Raw genomic sequence first — 23,316 nt, 5'->3', positions numbered from 1 at the left:
AATTATGTACCAATATAAAAGAAGTTCAGAACTATTTGATGTTTCTAAGAAGTATATACCAGGTGGTGTGAATTCACCTGTTAGAGCTTTCAATTCAGTTGGAGGCACTCCGATATTTTTTGAGAAAGCAAAAGGAAGTGTAATGATCGATGTGGATGGAAATGAGTATATCGACTATATCGGTTCTTGGGGACCAATGATTCTTGGTCATGCACATCAACCAATTATTGATGCTGTAAAAAAAGCAGTAGATAATTCGACTTCTTTTGGTGCTCCAACAGAGTTAGAATATACCATTGCTGAACTTATTTGTAAGATGGCACCCAATGTGGACATGGTTCGTATGGTAAACTCAGGAACCGAAGCATGTATGAGTGCTATTCGTGTTGCTAGGGGATATACAGGCAAAGACAAGTTTATAAAGTTTGTCGGTTGCTATCATGGTCACTCTGACTCTTTCTTAATAAAGGCCGGTAGTGGAGCTTCTACTTTCGGAGAGCCTAATTCTCCTGGTGTTACTGCTGGGACTGCAAAAGATACATTAACAGCTGAATATAACAATCTTGAGAGTGTAAAGAAACTTATTTCTGAAAATCTAGGTGAGATTGCTGCTATTATAATTGAGCCTGTGGCAGGAAATATGGGATGTGTTCCTCCTGATATGGATTTTATAAAAGGAGTCCGTTCTTTATGTACAGAGCATAATATTTTGTTGATATTTGATGAAGTAATGACTGGGTTTCGCTTAGCACGTGGAGGTGCTCAAGAATTCTTAGGGATCGATGCAGATCTTGTTACCTATGGTAAAGTCATTGGAGGAGGAATGCCAGTAGGTGCTTATGGTGGTAGAAAAGAGATAATGGATGTGGTTTCTCCAGTTGGTCCTGTTTATCAGGCAGGAACTCTTTCTGGTAACCCTATTGCAATGACTGCAGGATATACTCTTTTAAAAGAGTTGAATGAAAACCCTTCTATATATCAAGAGCTATCTGATAAGACTGAATATTTAAGAAAAGGGCTTATTCAGGTGTTTGACGAGAGTGGTGTTAATTATAAGATTAACTCAATGGGATCTATGATTAGTATCTTCTTTACAGATGTAGATGTTATAGATTTTGAGACGTCAGCAACTGCAAATAATGAAAAATTCCCAATCTTTTTTCATCAGATGTTAAAAAGAGGAATCTACCTTCCTCCTTCATCTTTTGAGTCGTACTTTTTATCGAATAGCCTTTCGTATGAACAATTGGATAAGACTATTCAGGCATGCAAAGAGAGTTTAGCTGAAATAAAGTAGTGTTTTTAATATGAGGTGTTTTTATTCTCTCTTTATTGAATAAAAGCACCTCATACTATATATATCTAGTCATAACAGTAGTTTAAAACATATAAAGGATATATTTATGTATCTCAATAAAATATATTCTACTGGTTTTGTGCCTCCAATGAGTTCGCCTGGAACTATCTTGAATAGATATATTTCTTTAATCTTTCTGAACGATCGATATATTTCTTTTCTAATAGAGACATTGAAAAGATCAATATTGAAAGCCCTCCCAAAATAAGATCGTTATTTAATTCGGTAGTCATTAGAGACGTAAATGTAAGTATTGTGAAAGTTAACAAGATACCTACTGTCATTAGTCTAATTGCTCTTGTTGTATTTGCACAGCTATCTAAATATAATGATACTTTAGACCATTTAGAAAGCCTATTTTGAGGATTTGAATTGTTCTGTCTTGATTGAAATAGAGGTGAAATAAAGTTGTTCTGAAGTGTAATTGCAGTTTTCATAGTAACGTAATTTTTAATCAAAAAAAAAACGATCCAATAAAATTGGGTCGAATCTTCTTTGAAAAATTACGATGAATTTCATGTAACATTTTAAATTCATCTCTTTATTACCTGTTTTTTTACAAGGAATAAAGAGACAAATTTAATGTAATTATATCATAAAACAAAATCTATCGATTCCAATCTGAATTTTTAACCAAATTAACTAGATGTTTTACATTTGATTCTGGAATAGATGGAAGTAATCCATGTCCTAAATTGAAGATCCAATTCTTCTCTTTCTTTCCAAAATCAAGATATGTCTTAAAATGTTGATCAATTACCTCAGGTGTGGTTTGTAGAATTCGGGGATCAAAATTACCTTGTAGTGTTATTTCATCTCCGACATATTTACGTACCTCTGAAATGGAGGTTTGCCAATCAATACTGATACAATCACAAAGGTCATAGTTTACCATATCTATACCTGTACCAATCCCTTTAGGTAAAAATATGGTTTTAGTACCAAGAGATCTTACAGTCTGAAGAATCTTCTTTACACTTGGAAGAAACATCTCTTTATACATTTCAGTCGGTACTAAGCCTGCATGTGTTTCAAATAGTTGGAATGCATCAATACCATGTGCCACTTGGTTTTTAGCATACTCTATAGATATTTCGGTAATTCTGTCAATTACCTTCATGACGTTTTTTTTGTCCCTGTAAAGAGCAGGTAATACATCTGGAAAATTAAGGTTCTGACTAAACCCTTGGTACATATAACAAAGAGTTGTAAGTGGTCCTCCACAAAAACCAATAAGAGGAATATTGTTGGGTTTTTGTTCTTTTATAAGGTCAATAGCTTTATATATATGATGTAGTTTCTCCGGACTTTCGACCAAAAAGTTGTTTATATCTTGAACATCTTTTAAAGCTGTTTTAAAAGATGGACCTTTTCCCTCAAAACTTAATTCCATTCCGAGTGCCTCCGGAATGACTAAAATATCAGAAAAAAGTATTGCTGCATCAACGCCTAAATCACTGATAGGAAGTAGAGTAACTTTTGCTGCAAGTTCTGGATTGTCCATCATCTCTTTAAATCCATACTCTTCTCTCATTCTCATATAGCTAGGTAATACTCTTCCAGCTTGTCTCATGAACCAAACAGGAGGTCGGTGGGTTGTTTTACCCTGAAGTGTGTCTAAAAAAAGTGATTGAGGCATATATAAAACGCTTTTGGTTATAAAAAAAAGGATAGATAAGTCTGTTTGAGATCGAATCTATCCTTATAACAATTTATACTATTAATTGATTAAGAATCAATTTAGTTTTTAAGTAATTTTGCAACTTCTGGAGCATGATAGGTGATGATTATATCCGCACCCGCTCTTTTGATAGATGTTAATATCTCAAGCATTACTCTTTCTCCATCAATCCAATCTTTTTCTGCAGCAGCATGAACCATAGAGAATTCACCACTTACATTATAAGCCGCAACAGGCATATTAAATTCGTGTTTTGCTCTATATATAACATCAAGATAGCTAAGAGCAGGTTTTACCATTACAATATCTGCTCCCTCTGCAATATCCATCTCAATCTCTCTAACAGCTTCATCACTGTTTCTTGGGTCCATTTGGTAAGTTGCTCTGTTTCCAAATTTAGGTGCACTTTCAGCAGCCTCTCTAAATGGGCCATAGAATCCCGATGCATATTTTGCAGAGTAAGACATGATTGGGGTCTTATAGTACCCATTGCGATCAAGAGATTTTCTCATCTCTCCAATACGTCCATCCATCATATCAGAAGGAGCAACCATGTCAACACCCGCTTTAGCTAATGAAACGGCTTGCTTACATAGTGTCTCAATTGTTAGATCATTATCTACGTCGCCATCTATAATGGTTCCGCAATGTCCATGAGAAGTATATTCACAATTGCAAATATCTGCAATGATATAGATGTTTGGAAGTACCTCTTTTATTGCTCTTACAGCTCGTTGAACAATACTATGATCTTGTGTAGCACAAGTTCCATCTAGGTCTTTATGTTCAGGAATACCAAATAAAAGAACAGATTTCACTCCCATGAAATATAATTCTTTACATTTTTCGACTAAAACATCAACGGACATTTGAGCGTTTCCTGGCATAGATGATATTGGATTCGTTACATTCTCTCCGGGACAAACGAATAGTGGCATTACTAGGTCGTTTGTAGAGAGTGTTGTTTCGGCTATCATATCACGTAGATTTGAATTATATCTAAGGCGACGCATTCTAGTGGTCGGAAAAAGTGGACGTGTTGACATATCTTTAAATCTTTTAATTAGAAAAGGTGGTAATTTATATCTTTATCTTTACATTCTTGTTTCATTACTTTGGCAAGTTCAATACTTTCTTTTTCAGTATTTAAGATGTCTAAAAAAACAGTGTGTTTGATCTGTTTCATACTCTTTCCATCTCCAACAAGTGCAGTCATTTTAAGTTTGTCTCCTTCATAAATAGCGTGAGCGGCAAGTGGAAACTTACAGCCCCCTTCAATCTCTCGCATAAAGGCACGTTCTGCGAGAACGGCCTTTTCTGTATCGTAATCATTAATTGAGGATACGATATCTTTAGAAAAATCATCATTTTTAAGACATTCAATGGCTATTGCTCCTTGTCCTATTGCAGGTACCATATCGTCTAAAGAAATTACTGAATTAATGTCAAAAGCAATATCTAAGCGATTCATTCCAGCTGCTGCAAGTATGATTGCGTCATATTCACCGTTATGGAGTTTTTTGATTCGTGTATCAATATTACCACGAATGTCTTTGAAAATAACGTCAGGTCGAAGTTGTGCTATTTGAACTCTTCTTCGTGGACTGCCTGTACCTAAAACAAAACCTTCTTTTAGATCTTCAAGTTTCTCACCATGACGAGTTAAAAGAACATCTTGGGCTTTCTCTCTTTTAGGATATGCATGAAGGCAGAATTGAGTAGGTGTCATACTTGGAACATCTTTTAGACTATGGACAGCTATATCAGCTTCACCATTTAGCATAGCCATTTCGAGCTCTTTTACAAAGAGTCCGGTTGTTCCAAATTGTGTCAGTGAACGATCTAATACAAGATCCCCTTTTGTACTAAATGTTTTAATCTCAAAATCTACTTCTGGATTTTTAGATTTTAATAATGCTACTGTCTGCTCCGTTTGTCTTTTTGCAAGCAAACTAGGTCTAGTAGCAACACGTATAACCCTTCTTTTCGACATCATTTTTCTTATTTTTTCGAACTAGTGAATAAAGTACATCACTCTATCCTAGAGTTACAAAAATAAGAATTAGTTTTCGTTTTCTCTAAAGATCATTTCTAAGGTTTCTATTGGAGTAGAGTGTTTTTTATGATTATCCTTTAAATGATTGATGCAAGCTCGAGCAATTTTGTTTACTATATTAGAGCTAATGTGCTCAATTTTCTCAAGCTCTATCGCGCTAAGCTTAGGTTTATGATATTCAATCTCCTTTACTTTTATTTTCTCGAGATTATCCTTTAATGCAACAATAACAGGGGATAAATTTTTAATTTCTAACCAACCGTAGAATTCTTTTATGGATTCCTCAATAATTATCTTTGCCTGAGGAACAGCCTCATGTCTATGTTTCATCGCTTTTGAAATCGACTGGGATAAGATGTCTACAGTTGCAACTTCGATGTATGGATTTTCTTCTATATCTTTAGATACATTTCTAGGAACTGAAAGATCAAGGATAAGAGTTTTTTTAGTTTTATTATCAAGATGTTCTGCTCTTACAGTAGGACTGGAAGCTCCTGTTGCTACAACAATTACATCTGCTTTGCGTAGTTCTTGGGTAAGATTTTCTATTGGGGCAAAGTGTAAATCAAATTTTTTTGCAAGATTCTCTGCTTTATTGAGGGTTCTATTAACAACTGTAAGAGATCTGTTTTGCATATGTTTTAAAAGGTTTACACAGGTATCTTTGCCTATTTCACCTAATCCAAAAAGAAGGATATTTGCTTCATCTAACTTTTCTGTATTGTCTTTAATATATTGCACTGCTGCATGTGAAACTGAAGATGCTCCCTTGCTTATATCAGTAGTGTTTTTAATCTTCTTACTCGCCTGGAAAACATAGGAAAATAGTCTATTTACAAATGGGTTTATTAATCCCATTTCATCAGATTCTCTATATGAGTTTTTAACCTGTCCAACAATCTGAAAATCTCCAGTAATCTGTGAATCTAAACCTGTTGTGACTTGGTAAATATGAGAGATTGCATCATGCCCTTTTTGTATATATCCATGACTAATAAAATCTTCATACTTTGCATTACAGTTTGAAAGGAATAGATGAATTACAGAATCAGGATCTGATGAAAAACCATAAAGTTCTGTTCTATTACAAGTAGATAACACAATAAGCGACTCAATACCTTGAGACCTTGCTTGGTTTAATATAGTTTTTTGATCCTCTGGTTGAAGTGCGAATTTTTCACGTATATCGATTGCAGTTTTTTTGTAACTGATTCCTATAACAAAAAATTTTTGGAGTTTCTCTCTTATTCTAAATGACATAGTAATATTAGACTCTTGATTGAAATGCAGGCAATAATAAGATTGTCGCAATTAAAATGTATCACAATAATTGTACCTGCAAAATTAAAATTTTCAACTCATTATTCGTACTCTTTGAGCTCTTTATTCAGATATTAACCTCTTTTTAAATTCGTTCTTTTATTGGTTTAAGCTTTTTTATTATTTAGTCACCTATGATATATGTGAGTTTTTGATTAATTTTAAGTATGATTTATAAGAAAATATCAATATTGGGATGTGGTTGGCTTGGATTGTCGCTTGGCAAGACATTAGCTAATTCTGGTTATAATGTTTGTGGGTCTACAACTGATCATGAAAAATTAGGAGAAATTAGTAGTCTGAATATTGAACCATACTTAATTAAATTTAACCCTAGTGTTAATAATGATTTTAATAATTCTTTCTTTAATTCTGATATTCTGATCATAAATATACCACCCAAAAGAAGAGAAGATATCGTTTCCTATCATCTAAAACAGTTTAAATCTATTTTAGATTGTATTTTAAAAGGGGAAATAAAAAAGGTTATTCTTGTAAGTAGTACCTCTGTATACCCTAATAATAATGGTGAGATTGATGAAAAATTTATTGGAGTCCCTGAAAAGAATAGTGGTGTTGCCCTTTTGCAGGTTGAGAATCTATTAAAAGAGCAAAAAGGTTTTGAAACAACAGTTTTGCGTTTTGGTGGTTTGATCGGTTATGATCGTCTTCCTGGACGTTTTCTATCTGGTAAATCAGATATTAAAAATGGATCTGCTCCTGTTAATCTTATTCATAGGGATGATTGTATAGGGATTATCCAAAATATTATCGAAAATAACCATTGGGGAGAAGTGTTTAATGGGGTGATGCCATTTCATCCAAGTAGAAGTTCTTTCTATATAAAGGCTGCTGAAGTAGAAGGAATGTCTTTACCTGTCTTTTGTGAAACTAATGATCTGAATGAATTTAAGATTGTGTTGTCTACTTATTTAGTTGAAAGGACAGCTTATTGTTTTAAATATAATTCTCCTCTTGAGGCACTTTAATTGAATTTTTTAGAAACCTATTTGATGTATAAATGATTATCTTATAGTTTTATATCTATCTTTTAAAATAAAAAACTAATTAGAAGGATTCTCAATATTACTATTAATCCTTCCATTTAAATCAATTTTATTACCTTCGCAAAGTATTATAAATAAATATGATCGAATCTTATTTATATTAAGTTTGAGGGAATCCGATGAAACTTCGGAACAGTTGTTCGCTGCTGTAAGTCCTATTTCTTTATCTATATGCCTAAAAATGCCACTGTTGTAATTTTAGATGGGAAGGCGGTATATAGAAGGACGAGTCAGAAGACCTGTTTGATCATAGTCGTTTACATACACCATTCGGACAGTTGGTGGTAAATAGTAATTTGGTATTGAGTATTCTTTTTAAGAGTATTTCGACACTCTTTCTCTCTACTGTATTCATTTTCCTTCATCCAGTCTTTTTTAGTAAATCTTTATTTTATTAATCATTAATATGAAACATACTGTTTCGATTGTTGGTGCTGGTCCTGGTGATCCAGACTTGTTGACGGTCAAAGCTTACAGGTTGCTTAAAAATGCAGATGTAGTCTTGTATGATAGTCTAATGGGGGAAGAGATCCTTAAGGTAATTCCTGATAATGCAGATAAAATTTATGTTGGGAAAACTCATTGTGATAAGCAAAGTCAGAGTGTACGTCAAGAACGTATTAATAACTTGATGTTGGATGGCTATTTGAAGAATAGGAGAGTTGTTCGCCTAAAAACAGGTGACCCGCTTATTTTTGGGCGTGGAGGTGAAGAGATTCGTTTTTTAAAGGAACATAATGTCTCTTACGAACTTGTTCCAGGTGTGACAGCAGGGATTGCTGCAGCTAATAATTTTCAAATACCTATTACGGAGAGGTGTGTAAATACAACTTTACTCTTTTGTACAGGAACTACTGCAACTAATGAGTTTAAGCAGTTTGAATCTATTGCATTGATGATTAAAGAAGGAACACCACTTGTCTTGTACATGGGGCTTAAAAATATCGATAATATAATAGAGCAGTTGTTGTTGTATGATGTAAGTCCTTCTACTAAGATAGCTGCAATCTCCAAAGTCTCATATGTCGACCAAAGTATGATTTCTGGTGATTTATCAAATTTTGCACAAATTGTAAAAGACAATCCATTGCCTACTCCTACTGTTATTTTAATTGGACAAAGCGTAGAATCTTTGATGGAAAAGGTTTAATGATTTGAATTGCTGGTTAAAACGATGTCTAAACTTAGGGGCTTTGTTGTTGAGTCGTATTTAATTATTCATGATATTTGGTTGAAGATAAGGTAGAATATATATTACAAAGGACACATCTAAACATTACATTAGTTGTGTCCTTTGTAGTTGAAAATCCTCTATGTTTGTAGAAAAGTGTTCAGTTTTTGCATTTAAACATTATCTCATTTCATTTAAAGTGGAGATTTTTAGAGGCCTTTTGGTTATTTATATGTTAGTGAAGTTATAAAATAACTATGACTAATCCAAAAAAGTATTATAAATATAAAGGTCTATTACATCTGTTGCTGTAGATCATACTACTATACTTGTATATATGACTTCTTTAGGGTAGTTGTTTATAAAAGTTAATTATGGGCTGTTTTTTTTGCTTTAAATTTAATGTGTTTGATTTTAAGGTGAATAGAATTTATTCGAGTAATAACTGTTTTTTTATTTGGAAGTAAAGCAAAAAAAGCCCTTTCTTTGCAACGCTTTCGAGAAAAACGATAGCGAGTTCTTAATGGTTTTGATTCAATGTTTTTTAGTTTTTCGGAGACGAAAAATAAATGAAAAAACATTTGGAGTTTAAAGATAAAATGATTTATCTTTGCAACCGCAAAAACATCGGCGCAACGGCGACGATGGATGAAATAAGAAATAAGTTCTTTGAAGATATTTTTTTGATAATGACAAGTACAAAAAGCAACCGTCAATCAATAGATTTTTGAGTTTTTGTTGAGCTAAATTAATTAACTTTTTATACAACGAAGAGTTTGATCCTGGCTCAGGATGAACGCTAGCGGGAGGCCTAACACATGCAAGTCGAGGGGTAACGGAGGTAGCTTGCTACCAGACGACGACCGGCGCACGGGTGAGTAACGCGTATGTAATCTGCCTTGTACAGAGGGATAGCCCAGAGAAATTTGGATTAATACCTCATAGTATTATTGAGTCGCCTGGCTCGATAATTAAAGCTCCGGCGGTACAAGATGAACATGCGTGACATTAGCTAGTTGGTAAGGTAACGGCTTACCAAGGCAACGATGTCTAGGGGTTCTGAGAGGATGATCCCCCACACTGGTACTGAGACACGGACCAGACTCCTACGGGAGGCAGCAGTGAGGAATATTGGTCAATGGACGCAAGTCTGAACCAGCCATCCCGCGTGAAGGATGACTGCCCTATGGGTTGTAAACTTCTTTTATATGCAAATAAACCTACTTTCGTGAAAGTAGCTGAAGGTAGCATATGAATAAACACCGGCTAACTCCGTGCCAGCAGCCGCGGTAATACGGAGGGTGTAAGCGTTATCCGGATTTATTGGGTTTAAAGGGTACGTAGGCGGTAATATAAGTCAGTGGTGAAATCCTGCAGCTCAACTGTAGAACTGCCATTGAAACTGTATTACTTGAGTATACTTGAGGTAGGCGGAATGAGTAGTGTAGCGGTGAAATGCTTAGATATTACTCAGAACACCGATTGCGAAGGCAGCTTACTAAGGTATAACTGACGCTGATGTACGAAAGCGTGGGGAGCGAACAGGATTAGATACCCTGGTAGTCCACGCCGTAAACGATGATTACTCGCTGTTGGCGATACACAGTCAGTGGCTAAGCGAAAGTTTTAAGTAATCCACCTGGGGAGTACGATCGCAAGATTGAAACTCAAAGGAATTGACGGGGGCCCGCACAAGCGGAGGAACATGTGGTTTAATTCGATGATACGCGAGGAACCTTACCTGGGCTTAAATGTACGGCGACCGGTCTAGAGATAGACCTTTCTTCGGACGACGTACAAGGTGCTGCATGGTTGTCGTCAGCTCGTGCCGTGAGGTGTCGGGTTAAGTCCCATAACGAGCGCAACCCTTATCTTTAGTTGCTAACAGGTTAAGCTGAGGACTCTAGAGAGACTGCCACCGTAAGGTGAGAGGAAGGTGGGGATGACGTCAAATCAGCACGGCCCTTATGTCCAGGGCTACACACGTGTTACAATGGTCAGTACAAAGGGCAGCTACCTGGCGACAGGATGCTAATCTCTAAAACTGGTCTCAGTTCGGATCGGAGTCTGCAACTCGACTCCGTGAAGCTGGATTCGCTAGTAATCGCGCATCAGCCATGGCGCGGTGAATACGTTCCCGGGCCTTGTACACACCGCCCGTCAAACCATGGAAGCTGGGGGTGCCTGAAGTCTGTTACCGAGAGGAGCGGCCTAGGGTAAAACTAGTGACTGGGGTTAAGTCGTAACAAGGTAGCCGTACCGGAAGGTGTGGCTGGAACACCTCCTTTCTGGAGCCGACAAGAACGGTTTAAGAAAATCGACAGATTAGGTTGTTTTTTCTTGTCATATCAAAAAAACCTTATATACCCACATGACCAACGTGGTGATAGCGTAAGCTGAAAAACTAAGGTGGTTATGTTTTTATAGCATAGTCCCGTAGCTCAGCTGGTTAGAGCGCTACACTGATAATGTAGAGGTCCCCAGTTCAAGTCTGGGCGGGACTACATTTAAGATAACGCAGGTTATTGGGGGGATTAGCTCAGTTGGCTAGAGCGCCTGCCTTGCACGCAGGAGGTCATCGGTTCGACTCCGATATTCTCCACACATTTATACTGATTAACTAATTAGTGTATATAAGTTCTTTGACATTCTGGAAGAAGTAATCTGTAAAAAGAATACAACAGTAATATTTTAGATTAACGAAAAGGTTAATGTAATAGAAAGTAAGTAAGGGTGTATGGTGGATGCCTTGGCTCTTAGAGGCGATGAAAGACGTGATAAGCTGCGATAAGCTTTGGGGAGGTGCAAACAACCTATGATCCGAAGATTTCTGAATGGGGCAACCCAGCCAATTTATTGGTTATCTGATTATATCAGAGGCAAACCCGGAGAACTGAAACATCTAAGTACCCGGAGGAAGAGAAAACAAAAGTGATTCCGTTAGTAGTGGCGATCGAACGCGGATTAGCCCAAACCAATTACGTTTCGGCGTGATTGGGGTTGTAGGACTGCAATATGAGATTATGCGTGAAGTGGAAGTAACTGGAAAGTTACACCAAAGATGGTGAAAGTCCTGTACACGTAAGCAAATATGATCTAGCAGTATCCTGAGTAGGGCGGGGCACGTGAAACCCTGTCTGAATCTGCCAGGACCATCTGGTAAGGCTAAATACTCCTAAGAGACCGATAGTGAACCAGTACCGTGAGGGAAAGGTGAAAAGTACCCCGAACAGGGGAGTGAAAAAGTACCTGAAACCATACACTTACAAGCGGTCGGAGCATATTTATATGTGACGGCGTGCCTTTTGCATAATGAGCCTACGAGTTACTCCTCACTGGCAAGGTTAATAGTTTAAGGCTAGGAGCCGAAGCGAAAGCGAGTCTGAATAGGGCGCTAAAGTCAGTGGGGGTAGACGCGAAACCGTGTGATCTACCCATGGGCAGGTTGAAGTCTTGGTAACACAAGATGGAGGACCGAACCAGGGAGCGTTGAAAAGCTCTTGGATGACCTGTGGGTAGGGGTGAAAGGCCAATCAAACTCGGAAATAGCTCGTACTCCCCGAAATGCATTTAGGTGCAGCCTTGGATATAGTATTGCAGAGGTAGAGCTACTGATTGGATGCGAGGGCTTCACCGCCTATCAACTCCAGACAAACTCCGAATGCTGTAATATGATTACCAGGAGTGAGGGCATGGGTGCTAAGGTCCATGTCCGAAAGGGAAAGAACCCGGACCATCAGCTAAGGTCCCCAAGTATATGTTAAGTTGAACAAACGAGGTCTGATTGCATAGACAGCTAGGATGTTGGCTTGGAAGCAGCCATTCATTTAAAGAGTGCGTAACAGCTCACTAGTCGAGCGATCGGGCATGGATAATAATCGGGCATTAAACATATCACCGAAGCTATGGATTTAATGGACTACCATTAAGTGGTAGGGGAGCATTCTAACCAGCGTTGAATGCATACTGTGAGGTGTGCTGGAGCGGTTAGAAAAGCAAATGTAGGCATAAGTAACGATAAGGGGGGCGAGAAACCCCCCCGCCGATAGACTAAGGTTTCCTGATCAACGCTAATCGGATCAGGGTTAGTCGGGACCTAAGGGAAAGCCGAACGGCGAACTCGATGGACAACAGGTTAATATTCCTGTACTTTGTATAATTGTGATGGGGCGACGGAGTGATGAAAGCACCGCGTACTGACGGAATAGTACGTTGAAGGGCTTAGGTTATGATATGTGTAGGCAAATCCGCACATTGAGCTGAAACCTGATAGTACCAAGCGTCTTCGGACAATTGGATAGTGTGCCTAAGGGCTTCCAAGAAAAACCTCTAAACGTAGATTATACAGACCCGTACCGCAAACCGACACAGGTAGTCAAGGAGAGAATCCTGAGGCGCTCGAGTGATTCATGGCTAAGGAACTAGGCAAAATCGATCCGTAACTTCGGGAGAAGGATCGCTCCTCGTAAGGGGAGCCGCAGTGAAAAGGCCCAGGCGACTGTTTATCAAAAACACAGGGCTTTGCTAAATCGAAAGATGATGTATAAGGCCTGACACCTGCCCGGTGCCGGAAGGTTAAGTGGGGGCGTTATCTTCGGAGAAGCGCTGAAATGAAGCCCCGGTAAACGGCGGCCGTAACTATAACGGTCCTAAGGTAGCGAAATTCCTTGTCGGGTAAGTTCCGACCTGCACGAATGGTGCAACGATCTGGGCACTGTCTCAGCCATGAGCTCGGTGAAATTGAAGTATCGGTGAAGATGCCGATTACCCGCAACGGGACGGAAAGACCCCGTGAACCTTTACTGCAACTTCACATTGATTCTGGGCATGTAATGTGTAGGATAGGTCGGAGACAATGAAGCGGCATCGCAAGGTGTTGTGGAGTCGTCCTTGAAATACGACCCTTTGCCTGTTTGGAACCTAACTCAGCGATGAGGACATTGTGTGGTGGGTAGTTTGACTGGGGTGGTCGCCTCCAAAAGAGTAACGGAGGCTTCTAAAGGTACCCTCAAGACGATTGGTAACCGTCTGTAGAGTGTAATGGCACAAGGGTGCTTGACTGTGAGACCAACAAGTCGATCAGGTACGAAAGTAGAGCATAGTGATCCGGTGGTTCCGTATGGAAGGGCCATCGCTCAAAGGATAAAAGGTACTCCGGGGATAACAGGCTGATCGCTCCCAAGAGCTCATATCGACGGAGCGGTTTGGCACCTCGATGTCGGCTCGTCACATCCTGGGGCTGGAGAAGGTCCCAAGGGTTGGGCTGTTCGCCCATTAAAGTGGCACGCGAGCTGGGTTCAGAACGTCGTGAGACAGTTCGGTCCCTATCTGTTGTGGGCGCAGGAAACTTGAGAGAAGCTGCTGCTAGTACGAGAGGACCGCGGTGGACAAACCTCTGGTGTATCAGTTGTGCCGCCAGGTGCATTGCTGAGTAGCTACGTTTGGAAGAGATAAGTGCTGAAAGCATCTAAGCACGAAGCTCCACTCAAGATGAGGTTTCCTTAGAGGGTCGTTGGAGACTACGACGTTGATAGGCTGCAGGTGTAAAGGTTGCGAGACCAAAGCCGAGCAGTACTAATTACCCGAAACTTTCATTAGAATAAAGTATGTTGTATTCGAGGATTCCTTCTTCCAGGAGAAATGTCAAAATCATATTGAACTATGTATATTGATTAATATTATTAAAATTATTAGTCACGTATAAATCACCGTATTAACAATTTAAGGTGGTTATTGCATAGGGGTTCCACCTCTTCCCATTCCGAACAGAGAAGTTAAGCCCTATCGCGCCGATGGTACTGCAGAGATGTGGGAGAGTAGGTCGCCGCCCTTTTAATAAAAGCTGATTCTTCTAAAGAGTCAGCTTTTTTTGTGTCTATACTTTTCTGAAATATAACTATGCTATCGTTTTAGAAATAAAGAGATGTATCTTCTAATATTGGAAAGAGGGACCTCTTCCCGAATTTAATGCCCTTTGGGAACAGAGAAGGACACCTCTCTTTTAATGTATCATTCCAAATATTAGATGGATTATGTATATATTTTAGTCAAACGATAAGGATCTATATATTTGTTACTCTTCTTTGTGTAGACCTAAAAGCTTTTATTTTGTAACTACTCAGGTTCTTTTTGAGTATAATAATCACACAAAAGTTCCAAACACGTTGTTTTAGTGATGATTGTTAATAATAATAGGCCGTATTGTTGATTACTTTCTGTTATAATATTTTCTAATTTGTCAAGATCGATGAATCTTTGTAATCATGAGAACAATAGATCGTTTAGAACGAGAGAATCAAGCTTTAAAGAAGCAGGTTGAGACATTACTGAAAGAGCTAGACAGAGTGATGTCACGAGTTCAAGCTTTGTCACAAGAGAATACTATGCTTCATGAAAAAGTAAAGGATCTAGAAGATAAACTATCGCGTAATCATAAAAACAGTAGTAATAGTAGTTTTCCACCTTCAAGAGATTTACATACAGTAAAGAAAAATCAATCACTTCGAAATAAATCCACTAGGAAACCCGGAGGTCAACCCAAACATAAAGGATCGACATTACAACAGAGTGATTTCCCAACAAGCATAGAGTCATATTATCCTCCATCGACATGTCAGTGTGGTAATACATTAAATCAAGAAGACGCTAGCTTGTTATGCAAACGTCAGGTTTTTGACATACCACCTGTTCTTGAACAAATCTGTACTGAGCATCGTCTTTATGAAAATAGATGCAGTTGTGGTCAACTACACAAAGGTTCTATGCCCTCAAATATAAAAGCACCTGTCCAATACGGTTCTCATTTACGTTCACTAATTGTAAGCTTGTATGTTGAACATTATATCCCTTTAAACCGTATTGGTTCACTAGTGGAAGAGATAACATCATTTAAAATTGGAGATGGGACTATTACTAATATTTTAAATAAAGCCCAAGAGGTGATGACTCCTTTATATGAATCACTCGTGAATCGATATCCAAATCCAGTGTAGTTGGCTCAGACGAAACAGGTTGCAAGATCAATGGAGGCAAAGGATGGATGTGGGTATGGCAAAATCATGAGGTAACATTCATTACAGCCAATAAGTCTAGAGGGTATAAAGTTGTAGTAGAAAATTTTAAAAAAGGATTTATTAATGCGACCTTAGTCAGTGACTGTTATGCTTCGCAATTAAAAACTCCAGCCAAACATTATCAACTATGTTTAGCACATTTACAACGAGAATTAATCTACATTAAACAACAAACGAATAACAGTTGGGCAGAGGATATTTTGAATATATTCTATAAAGCCATGAAATTAAAGAGAGAATCAGCCGAGAACCAATATCCTTTAAAAGAAAAATCAATATTTAAAGAACAGCTTTTATTACTGTTGAAAAATGACGTGTATGACGATCAGCTAGATGAGATCAAGACATTACGGAGTCGATTAATTAAAAGGATTGATAGTGTGTTTACTTTCTTAGAGTATTACGAAGTTCCTTTTGACAACAATGCATCCGAAAGGTCAATACGTAATATTAAAATAAAACAAAAAGTATCTGCAGGTTATCGAACAGAAGAAGGAGCCCAAAGGTATGCCATGTTACGCGCTATTGTTGATACACTTAAAAAACAAGGAAAGAGTGTAGTGAGAATGATTGCTCATTGGTTATCTCAAAACCATCTTAAGGTCAGTTGGCAATAAAATAATTTACACATTATATATTTTCTGAACCTCCATTCTTTAGCGAATGGAGGCTAAACTATAAATGAACCTGAGTAGTTACAATTAAAAGTCAATGAAGAAAAGAGTATCAGTTGTGAGAGTAGTAAAACCGAACTACTAGGCTACACTATCTTAAACAACGGAACACTTATCATTGGAAGATCTCGAACCGCACGTCTTAAATCTAAGGTAAGAATGGTAACCAAACGTAACCGAGGACGAAGTCTGAAACAAGTTGTAGAAGAACTTAATCCTATCTTACGAGGATGGTTTAATTATTTTAAATGGGCAAGTTGCAAACGTATATTGAATGATATCGACGCATGGATTCGAAGAAAGTTAAGATGTTATCGATTGAAGCAATGCAAGAAAACGATCGCAGTAAAACGATTTCTGAATAATCTAGGAGTTCGGACATGGCAGAGTTGGATTCTAGCACTGTCAGGTAAGGGTTGGTGGCGTAAGTCAAGCAGTCCACAATCACATCAAGCAATGAGTTTGCAATGGTTCGATAAATTAGGGCTATACAATATGTCGATAAACTACGAAAAGTTCAGAGTTAATTGAAACCGCCGTATACGAGAGTATGTACGGTGGTGTGAGAGGTAGGGGGAGTAATCCCCCTACCTACTCGATTATTATTTGTGTTAGGTAGTACATAATGATGCCAATATAATTGCCGAATGTAAAACCGAGCATTCCGATAATAATACCAAAAACCAAGATAGATCTATTCTTTATAGAGGAAGATACAACTGGAACAAAAGCTGGAGAGTAGTATAAAGCAACCATCGCAATCAATGTTTGGTCCGCATCTCGCTTAAATATCTTAGCAACTAAAAGATGTAATATGAAGGATAATATTATTACCCAAAGCATGAAAAGAAAAGTAAAAAAGTTATTTCCCCATGAGAATTTTGAAAAATCAGCCATGTTTGCTAAAACTAGTGAAAAGCCAATGATAAAAATATTACCCATGCGGTAGTTACCTCTAAGAGAGTTAACTCTCTTTATTGATGATGCTACGATTGCTAAGGTGGTATTCAATAGGATAATTAAAATTGGTTGGAGTCTCTCTTGAAACTGTTGTCCAATTACAATACTAATTAATACAATTGCTACAGAAATACCAATCCCCTTATATACATCTTTTTTAATAACAAATAAGCTCTCTCTGTTCTCTATTGATGGATCTGTTTCTTGAACCTCTTTAACAGGAAGAAAGTTGCGAAATAATCGGGCTGCTATTGTCATAAAGAAAAAAAGCAAAGGGGATCCTATTAGAAAATCAAGACTGTGTACAATCAAAAAGCTGTCTGGTTCTATTTGGAGCGCTTCTTTCATTGAGGCTAAGTTCGGAGTGCCTCCAGAGTACAGTCCTGTGACCATCCCTGAAAGATCATGTATGTTGATTATGCGATCTTTAAATAGTATGACTCCTGAAATTACTGCGACAAACAGGCAGGATATTCCAATCATAAAACTTAGTAAAACACTTTTGTTTCTCTGTATCTCCTTTTTTAAATCTATCGAGAAAAGGAGTAGTGGCATGGCTATTAAGATTAAAATTGAAGACATGGTCTCTTGTGTGTGATAAAATTCATCATAATTTATAGGTATTAACAAGTGTAACATGATGCCGATTATATATGCAAGTGCTATGGGACCAATTTTTTGAAAAAACTTAATTTTTGCCGTAATATATTCAATTATGAATGGTAAAGTAAGGTATAGAGATATATAGAGTGAAAAGATCATTGAAGGCCTCATTTTATTAATACTTGAAACAACAAAAGTAGCAATGTGATAATGAAAATTTATTTTAATTTACATAACTTTACATAATTACTGCTTTCGAAATATATTAATTCATTTGAACTATGAGCCGATATTTATTGAAGTTTTTATTGTTGTTTCTACTTATTTCATGCGGAAAAGAGAAAATAGAGGTCGATAATAATACGCCCTCTAAAGAATGCAACTCTTCTAAAGGGAAAGACGATTATACTATTTGTTACAATGGCCTTCGTTTTGAAACAAAACATGGGGTGGTTGCGATCAGAAATGGAGACGATGTATCTGCCAAAGGAATAAAAAATGAATTAGAAGTAGTCACTCCTAATTATACTGTAAAGATTTACAACCTACCAGAAAAACATGGGTTAAGATTACTAAAAACCTATGGAAGTAAGAAGAAGCCAAGTAAAGAGAAAGGAGATCTAATACTAGAGTTCTTTTTTCATGGAAATGAGATGATAGTACAGAAAGGAACAATAACGACTTTTAAAAACAATACCATTATTTTTGATGCATTTGTGGACGATAAAGCATTGAAAGGATATATACATTGGAAGAAAAGAGAGGGAGATAAATAGTGTCTCCCATCTCTTTAGTGTTTTATAAAGAGTTCTCTTTAGTCCATTGAATTACTTCGCTAAGTTTTCCAAATGCCAATCCCACTACAGTATCTGCTGCACCATAGTAGACTGAAACTTTATCCTCTTCTTTGTCAACTAATGCTGCACATGGGAATACAACATTTGGTACATCTCCTGTCAATTCATATTGTGTTGATGGAGCAAGGATGTAAGGTTGTGAGCGATAAAGAACTTTTGTTGGATCTTCCTTATCAAGAATTGCTGTACCCATAGAGTATCTAAAACCCGAACATGTTGTGATGACACCGTGGTAGAACATCAACCAACCCTCGTCTATTAGAATTGGCACAGATCCAGCACCGATTTTAGTACATTGCCATGCACTTTTTTCAAAAGGAGTAACTTTCATTACACAACGGTGTTCTCCCCAATATTTCATATCTGGGCTATAGCTAATATAGATATCACCAAAAGGAGTATGACCATTATCAGAAGGACGGCTTAGCATTGCATATTTACCATCAATTTTTTCTGGGAATAAAACTCCATTTCTATTAAATGGAAGGAATGCATTTTCACATTGGTGGAATGTTTTAAAATCGAATGTATATGCAATTCCAATTGTTGGTCCATGGTATCCATTACACCATGTTATCCAGTAACGATCTTCAATCCAAGTAACGCGAGGATCATACTTATATTCTGATTCGATCATTTCTGTGTTTCCAGCAACAAATTCAATTGGCTCATGATTGATGTCCCAATTGATACCATCTTTACTAAAACCAGTAAAGATATTCATCTGTACAGCTTTGTTATCACAACGAAAGACTCCCGCATACCCTCCTTCAAAAGGAACTACAGCACTATTAAAAATACTGTTAGAGGTGGGGATATGGTATCGTCCAATTACAGGATTCTCTTCGTATCGCCACATTACGTCATTACATCCTTCAGGACGATCTTGCCAAGGGATTTGTACTTTGTTTGTCATAATCTGTAAACTTTATAATTGTGTATTATTATCTTTTAAATCTCTTCTTCGTTATAAGTAAATGGGACAAATTTTGTAATTAAAATAGAAGGGATTGTTGCAAGAACGACCCAGCCAAAGAATAATTTATATCCTAATAGATCACTTAATTCTCCACTTAAATAGGACGGAATCATTACTCCTAAGTTCATAATACTTGTAGCAAAAGCATAATGAGCCATCTTATATTTACCGGGAGCAATTTGTTGCATCATAAATAGGGTTAGACCAACAAACCCAAAACCGTAACCAAAATATTCAAAAATCACTGCTAATGAAATTACTGCTAAGTTTTCTGGTTGATAATAAGCTAGTAGAAAGTAAACCGCAAAAGGAATATTAAAAATAAGAACTAGTTGAAATAAGGTCTTTTTTAAGCCTTTTTTAGATATATACTTCCCTGCTAAGAGTGATCCAACAACAAAAGCCGCAGCGCCTAAAGTTCCATATATTGTACCAATTTGTGATGTGGATAAACCGAGACCACCGACTTCTCTTGATGCTTTTAAAAACAGTGGAGCCATTTTTATGGCGAATCCTTCTGCGAATCGGTATAGAATAATAAAAACGATATAGTATAGAATATTCTTTTTACTGAAGAATGTTTTAATAACATCCCAAAGAATAATGAACCCCTCTTTCGCATTCCTTTTTTGAGTATTTACGCCACTCGGTAGTGCTTTAATGTGGTATAGGGCAAGAAGCATCATTAGTACTCCTAAAATTGCCATGACAACAGCCCAGCCTTTGACTACGCCCATCGATTTACCTAGCTCTCCTGCTAAATATACAAACCCTCCACTAGATACTATTTTTGCAATATTATAGAATGCACCTTGCCATCCAATATATTCTGCTTGTTGAGAAGAGGTAAGACTCTCGATATATAGTCCATCTGCTGCAATATCATGAGTTGCTCCACTTAGACCAACCACGGCAAGCAGAGACAGAGTAACAGCAAAAAAGCTATCTAAACCTAGGGTTGAAGCTACCATATAAAACATGACTGCTGTGAGCAGCTGAGTTAGGACTACAAAAATTCTTTTACTCTTTGCCATCTCAAGAAGAGGGCTGATAAGAAATTTTAGAGACCATGGCAAGATGATCAGTGAGGTCCATTTGGTAATCTCAGCATCGCCCATACCAAGGTCTTTATACATCAAGGCCGCTGTTTGGTTGATAACAATAAACGGAAGCCCCATTGCAAAATAGGTTGACGGAACCCAGCTAAGTGGATGCTTTTTGTTCTGACTCATATTCATTCGTTCGTTTTTTTATTTGTGTGTTTTACTAGTTTCAATTTTCAATACACCCCCTTTGGTAATCTGTTGGTGACTAATAAAGAATCTTTTCCATCTCTTTTTGTTCCATGAGATACTCTGAATGTATGGGTTCTCAGGATTGCTATCGCTTTTCTCAATGGTAAATGTTTTTCCAGAATAAACTGAAGAGTTCAATGAAATAGTTACTTTATCGAAAGTCGGCGTTGTAATAGCATAGTCCATATCCCCAGGACAAACAGGATAAATTCCCATCATGCTATAAACAATCCATGCAGAAAGAGTTCCTGTATCATCATTTCCTGGTATACCTCCTGCTTTTGTTGTATATAGTTTGCGTAAGTTATGGATGTGCTTCTGAGTTCTCCACTCTTGCCCCTTGATATAATTAAATAGGTATGGGTATGCAATATCAGGTTCGTTCGCTGGGTCAAAATTATCTTCACTGAAACATGTTTCAAGTCGCTTTACAAATGGTTTATTACCTCCATATAGTTTGATAAGCCCCTTTATGTCATGAGGAACATAGAAACTGTAATTCCAGCTTGTCCCTTCATGGAAACCATGAGAAGGAGCAAAGTTTTCCCCCATCTTTGGGTCAAAGTCTTCAATAAATGAGCCATCCTCCTTTTTGGGTACCAATAAATTGAACTCTTTATTAAAGTAATTTTTATATCCTTTTGCCTGCTTTGCAAATCTTTTTTCATTCTTTTTATCTCCCAACACAGAAGCTAACTTACTTAAATTCCAATCGGCAATATAGTATTCTAATGCGTGTGATACGGAATTGTCATAGTTTGATGTAAAAGGAACGTAACCATGAGATAGGTAGAAGTCATTGTCAGGACGAAGAGGATTGTATTTTTGTTCTGTCGTAGCAGACTTAAGCATTGCTTTGTAAGCTTTCTCTATATCGAAACCACGAATACCACGAAGATAGGTGTCTGTGATAACAGGAATAGAAGGGTCGCCTTCCATTACATAAGTCTCTCTTCCAAAAAGTTCCCACTTCGGCAGCCAACCACTTTCGTCATACATTTGGATCATCGTTTTTACCATATCTCTTTGTTTCTCTGGATATACCAAAGACAAGAATGGGTGAACATTTCTGTATGTGTCCCAAAGGGAGAATACAGTATATCTATTCCCATCAGTGATTGTTTTAATCTGATCGGATTCCATCGCAGGGTATTGCCCATTAATATCTTGTAAAATATTTGGGTGAAGAAGAATATGATATAGTGCAGTATAGAAAACCGTTTTATCCTCTTTAGTACCACCCTCTACTTTAATTCTAGATAGCTCTGTATTCCAATTGCTGTACGTTTCCTTTGCAATTTTGTCGAAGTTAAAACCATCTTGTTCTACTTCTAGGTTTTGTCTTGCATTTTCAATCGAAACATATGAGACCCCTATTTTTACCTCGATCTGTTCATCTTCATCTGTGTCGAAAGTAAAGAAAGTCCCGATATTATCTCCTGCAAGCTCTTTATAGTATTTTCGATAAATTTTGTATTTACCACTAGTAGAAGACCATTTTGCTCTCGGACCAACAAGTGGTTGCTGAAATTTAAAGTACCCTTTTTCTTTCGCAGGTTTGCTAAATTTCACAACAAAATATACTGGAAAAACAGCATCTTTATGGTAGCAGAAGGTACCAAGAAGCTTTGATCCTTCGATCTCTGTAGGAGATACAATTTTAGCGTATGCTCCACTTTCATTAGTAAGACCTAGCCCTAAATTTAGAAGAATATTTGATTGTCCCTTAGGAAAAGTATATCGACTGATTCCAGTCCTAGTAGTGGCAGAAACCTCTGCTTTAACACGATATTTGTCAATGATTGTACTGTAGTAACCAGGTTTCGCAACTTGATCACTATAAGTAGATCCATATTTGTTTTTATCTACTTCAAGCTTACCAGTTGTAGGCATCAATATAATTGAGCCTAAATCTGGACACCCAACACCACTTAAATTTACATGTGTAAAACCAGTCATGAAATGATTATCTGAAACAAAAGGATTCGATAACCAGCCTGTATCTGTACTCAGTTTGTTTTTATCATTGTTGGTCACATTATAAGGAACCACAGAAACCATTCCATTGGGAGATACTGCTCCGGGGTAACAGGCTCCATAGTTGGATGTTCCAATAAAAGGATTTATAAATGATGCATAATCTTGACCTTGTGAATTGGTATATGCAAAAGTGAACAATACCAGGAGTAGTATCCTGGATGTTTTGATAATGTGTTTCATCAT

At 37.3% G+C, this 23,316-nt stretch carries 16 protein-coding genes, 2 tRNA genes, 3 rRNA genes and 1 riboswitch; of the genes, 12 read left to right on the top strand and 9 right to left on the bottom strand.

From position 1 onward, the window contains the following. The first annotated feature begins 4 nt into the window (after window positions 1-4). Window positions 5-1,297, top strand: coding sequence for a glutamate-1-semialdehyde 2,1-aminomutase (gene hemL / locus K4L44_15445; GenBank protein QZE13917.1), 1,293 nt, complete (start codon window positions 5-7; stop codon window positions 1,295-1,297). Window positions 1,298-1,461: 164 nt separating this feature from the next. On the opposite strand, the gene K4L44_15440 is transcribed toward hemL, so the two are convergent. From K4L44_15440 to hemA, 5 genes are all read right to left on the bottom strand, one after another. After that, window positions 1,462-1,794 carry a hypothetical protein gene (locus K4L44_15440; protein ID QZE13916.1) on the bottom strand — a complete coding sequence of 111 codons (333 nt, stop codon included), beginning with the start codon at window positions 1,792-1,794 and terminating at the stop codon, window positions 1,462-1,464. A gap of 170 nt (window positions 1,795-1,964) precedes the next feature. Beyond that, window positions 1,965-2,996, bottom strand: a complete 1,032-nt coding sequence (gene hemE / locus K4L44_15435) for a uroporphyrinogen decarboxylase (GenBank protein QZE13915.1) — start codon at window positions 2,994-2,996, stop codon at window positions 1,965-1,967. A gap of 101 nt (window positions 2,997-3,097) precedes the next feature. Continuing rightward, complete coding sequence (gene hemB / locus K4L44_15430; protein QZE13914.1) at window positions 3,098-4,084, bottom strand: porphobilinogen synthase; 987 nt, start codon at window positions 4,082-4,084, stop codon at window positions 3,098-3,100. A gap of 17 nt (window positions 4,085-4,101) precedes the next feature. Then, complete coding sequence (gene hemC, locus K4L44_15425) at window positions 4,102-5,034, bottom strand: hydroxymethylbilane synthase (GenBank protein ID QZE13913.1); 933 nt, start codon at window positions 5,032-5,034, stop codon at window positions 4,102-4,104. A gap of 66 nt (window positions 5,035-5,100) precedes the next feature. After that, window positions 5,101-6,354 (bottom strand): glutamyl-tRNA reductase, encoded by a 1,254-nt coding sequence (hemA, locus tag K4L44_15420; GenBank protein QZE13912.1) that lies wholly within the window; start codon window positions 6,352-6,354, stop codon window positions 5,101-5,103. Between the two features lie 227 nt (window positions 6,355-6,581). On the opposite strand from hemA, the gene K4L44_15415 reads away from it, so the two are divergent. The 10 genes from K4L44_15415 to K4L44_15370 all read left to right on the top strand — a co-directional run bounded on the left by K4L44_15415 (window position 6,582) and on the right by K4L44_15370 (window position 16,930). After that, the gene (locus K4L44_15415) at window positions 6,582-7,403 is read left to right on the top strand and encodes a hypothetical protein (GenBank protein ID QZE13911.1); all 822 of its coding nucleotides are present in this window, start codon (window positions 6,582-6,584) and stop codon (window positions 7,401-7,403) included. Window positions 7,404-7,550: 147 nt separating this feature from the next. Then, a riboswitch (cobalamin riboswitch) is annotated at window positions 7,551-7,743 on the top strand. Window positions 7,744-7,887: 144 nt separating this feature from the next. After that, entirely contained in the window at window positions 7,888-8,631 is a 744-nt protein-coding gene (cobA, locus tag K4L44_15410; protein ID QZE13910.1) for a uroporphyrinogen-III C-methyltransferase, read from the top strand. 785 nt (window positions 8,632-9,416) lie between these two features. Then, window positions 9,417-10,940 (top strand): 16S ribosomal RNA (locus tag K4L44_15405). Window positions 10,941-11,082: 142 nt separating this feature from the next. After that, window positions 11,083-11,156 (top strand) — tRNA-Ile (locus tag K4L44_15400). A 24-nt stretch (window positions 11,157-11,180) separates the two neighbouring features. After that, a tRNA-Ala gene (locus K4L44_15395) sits at window positions 11,181-11,254 on the top strand. Between the two features lie 115 nt (window positions 11,255-11,369). Further along, a 23S ribosomal RNA gene (locus K4L44_15390) occupies window positions 11,370-14,249 on the top strand. Between the two features lie 125 nt (window positions 14,250-14,374). Beyond that, window positions 14,375-14,485 (top strand): 5S ribosomal RNA (gene rrf, locus K4L44_15385). The 16S, 23S and 5S rRNA genes sit together here with 2 tRNA genes alongside, the layout of an rRNA operon. 430 nt (window positions 14,486-14,915) lie before the next feature. Next, window positions 14,916-15,644, top strand: coding sequence for a hypothetical protein (locus tag K4L44_15380; GenBank protein QZE13909.1), 729 nt, complete (start codon window positions 14,916-14,918; stop codon window positions 15,642-15,644). After that, window positions 15,611-16,342, top strand: a complete 732-nt coding sequence (locus tag K4L44_15375) for a transposase (protein QZE16020.1) — start codon at window positions 15,611-15,613, stop codon at window positions 16,340-16,342. Before K4L44_15380 ends, K4L44_15375 begins: the two co-directional genes overlap by 34 nt. A gap of 216 nt (window positions 16,343-16,558) precedes the next feature. Beyond that, on the top strand, window positions 16,559-16,930 hold the full coding sequence (locus K4L44_15370; GenBank protein QZE13908.1) for a hypothetical protein: 372 nt from the start codon (window positions 16,559-16,561) through the stop codon (window positions 16,928-16,930). 60 nt (window positions 16,931-16,990) lie between these two features. Here the strand turns inward: K4L44_15370 and K4L44_15365 are convergent, their stop codons facing one another. Then, a complete protein-coding gene (locus tag K4L44_15365; GenBank protein ID QZE13907.1) occupies window positions 16,991-18,121 on the bottom strand; it encodes a DUF819 family protein in 1,131 nt (376 codons plus the stop codon). A 122-nt stretch (window positions 18,122-18,243) separates the two neighbouring features. Here K4L44_15365 and K4L44_15360 point away from each other — a divergent pair, with 122 nt between their 5' ends. Next, window positions 18,244-18,738 carry a hypothetical protein gene (locus tag K4L44_15360; protein ID QZE13906.1) on the top strand — a complete coding sequence of 165 codons (495 nt, stop codon included), beginning with the start codon at window positions 18,244-18,246 and terminating at the stop codon, window positions 18,736-18,738. Between the two features lie 22 nt (window positions 18,739-18,760). Here K4L44_15360 and K4L44_15355 read toward each other — a convergent pair whose 3' ends face one another. Genes K4L44_15355 through K4L44_15345 form a run of 3 tightly spaced genes read right to left on the bottom strand, consistent with a single transcriptional unit; the run spans window position 18,761 to window position 23,316 of the window. Beyond that, complete coding sequence (locus K4L44_15355; protein ID QZE13905.1) at window positions 18,761-19,735, bottom strand: glycoside hydrolase family 130 protein; 975 nt, start codon at window positions 19,733-19,735, stop codon at window positions 18,761-18,763. 35 nt (window positions 19,736-19,770) lie between these two features. Further along, window positions 19,771-21,036 carry an MFS transporter gene (locus K4L44_15350; GenBank protein QZE13904.1) on the bottom strand — a complete coding sequence of 422 codons (1,266 nt, stop codon included), beginning with the start codon at window positions 21,034-21,036 and terminating at the stop codon, window positions 19,771-19,773. A 12-nt stretch (window positions 21,037-21,048) separates the two neighbouring features. Next, window positions 21,049-23,316 carry a GH92 family glycosyl hydrolase gene (locus tag K4L44_15345; protein QZE13903.1) on the bottom strand — a complete coding sequence of 756 codons (2,268 nt, stop codon included), beginning with the start codon at window positions 23,314-23,316 and terminating at the stop codon, window positions 21,049-21,051.

This window comes from Prolixibacteraceae bacterium (genome assembly GCA_019720755.1).
In the GTDB taxonomy this organism is placed as follows: domain Bacteria; phylum Bacteroidota; class Bacteroidia; order Bacteroidales; family Prolixibacteraceae; genus Halosquirtibacter; species Halosquirtibacter laminarini.
The sequence above is the reverse complement of the archived record's forward strand: the minus strand, read 5'-3'. Positions and strand labels throughout refer to the sequence as shown.

What these genes read in the sequence shown, in the direction of transcription:
- hemA (QZE13912.1), bottom strand. Translation starts at nt 6,354, where the DNA reads ATGTCATTTAGAATAAGAGAGAAACTCCAAAAATTTTTTGTTATAGGA.
- hemE (QZE13915.1), bottom strand. Translation starts at nt 2,996, where the DNA reads ATGCCTCAATCACTTTTTTTAGACACACTTCAGGGTAAAACAACCCAC.
- K4L44_15345 (QZE13903.1), bottom strand. Translation starts at nt 23,316, where the DNA reads ATGATGAAACACATTATCAAAACATCCAGGATACTACTCCTGGTATTG.
- K4L44_15370 (QZE13908.1), top strand. Translation starts at nt 16,559, where the DNA reads ATGGTAACCAAACGTAACCGAGGACGAAGTCTGAAACAAGTTGTAGAA.
- hemC (QZE13913.1), bottom strand. Translation starts at nt 5,034, where the DNA reads ATGATGTCGAAAAGAAGGGTTATACGTGTTGCTACTAGACCTAGTTTG.
- K4L44_15365 (QZE13907.1), bottom strand. Translation starts at nt 18,121, where the DNA reads ATGATCTTTTCACTCTATATATCTCTATACCTTACTTTACCATTCATA.
- hemL (QZE13917.1), top strand. Translation starts at nt 5, where the DNA reads ATGTACCAATATAAAAGAAGTTCAGAACTATTTGATGTTTCTAAGAAG.
- K4L44_15440 (QZE13916.1), bottom strand. Translation starts at nt 1,794, where the DNA reads ATGAAAACTGCAATTACACTTCAGAACAACTTTATTTCACCTCTATTT.
- K4L44_15415 (QZE13911.1), top strand. Translation starts at nt 6,582, where the DNA reads ATGATTTATAAGAAAATATCAATATTGGGATGTGGTTGGCTTGGATTG.
- cobA (QZE13910.1), top strand. Translation starts at nt 7,888, where the DNA reads ATGAAACATACTGTTTCGATTGTTGGTGCTGGTCCTGGTGATCCAGAC.
- K4L44_15380 (QZE13909.1), top strand. Translation starts at nt 14,916, where the DNA reads ATGAGAACAATAGATCGTTTAGAACGAGAGAATCAAGCTTTAAAGAAG.
- hemB (QZE13914.1), bottom strand. Translation starts at nt 4,084, where the DNA reads ATGTCAACACGTCCACTTTTTCCGACCACTAGAATGCGTCGCCTTAGA.
- K4L44_15360 (QZE13906.1), top strand. Translation starts at nt 18,244, where the DNA reads ATGAGCCGATATTTATTGAAGTTTTTATTGTTGTTTCTACTTATTTCA.
- K4L44_15355 (QZE13905.1), bottom strand. Translation starts at nt 19,735, where the DNA reads ATGACAAACAAAGTACAAATCCCTTGGCAAGATCGTCCTGAAGGATGT.
- K4L44_15350 (QZE13904.1), bottom strand. Translation starts at nt 21,036, where the DNA reads ATGAATATGAGTCAGAACAAAAAGCATCCACTTAGCTGGGTTCCGTCA.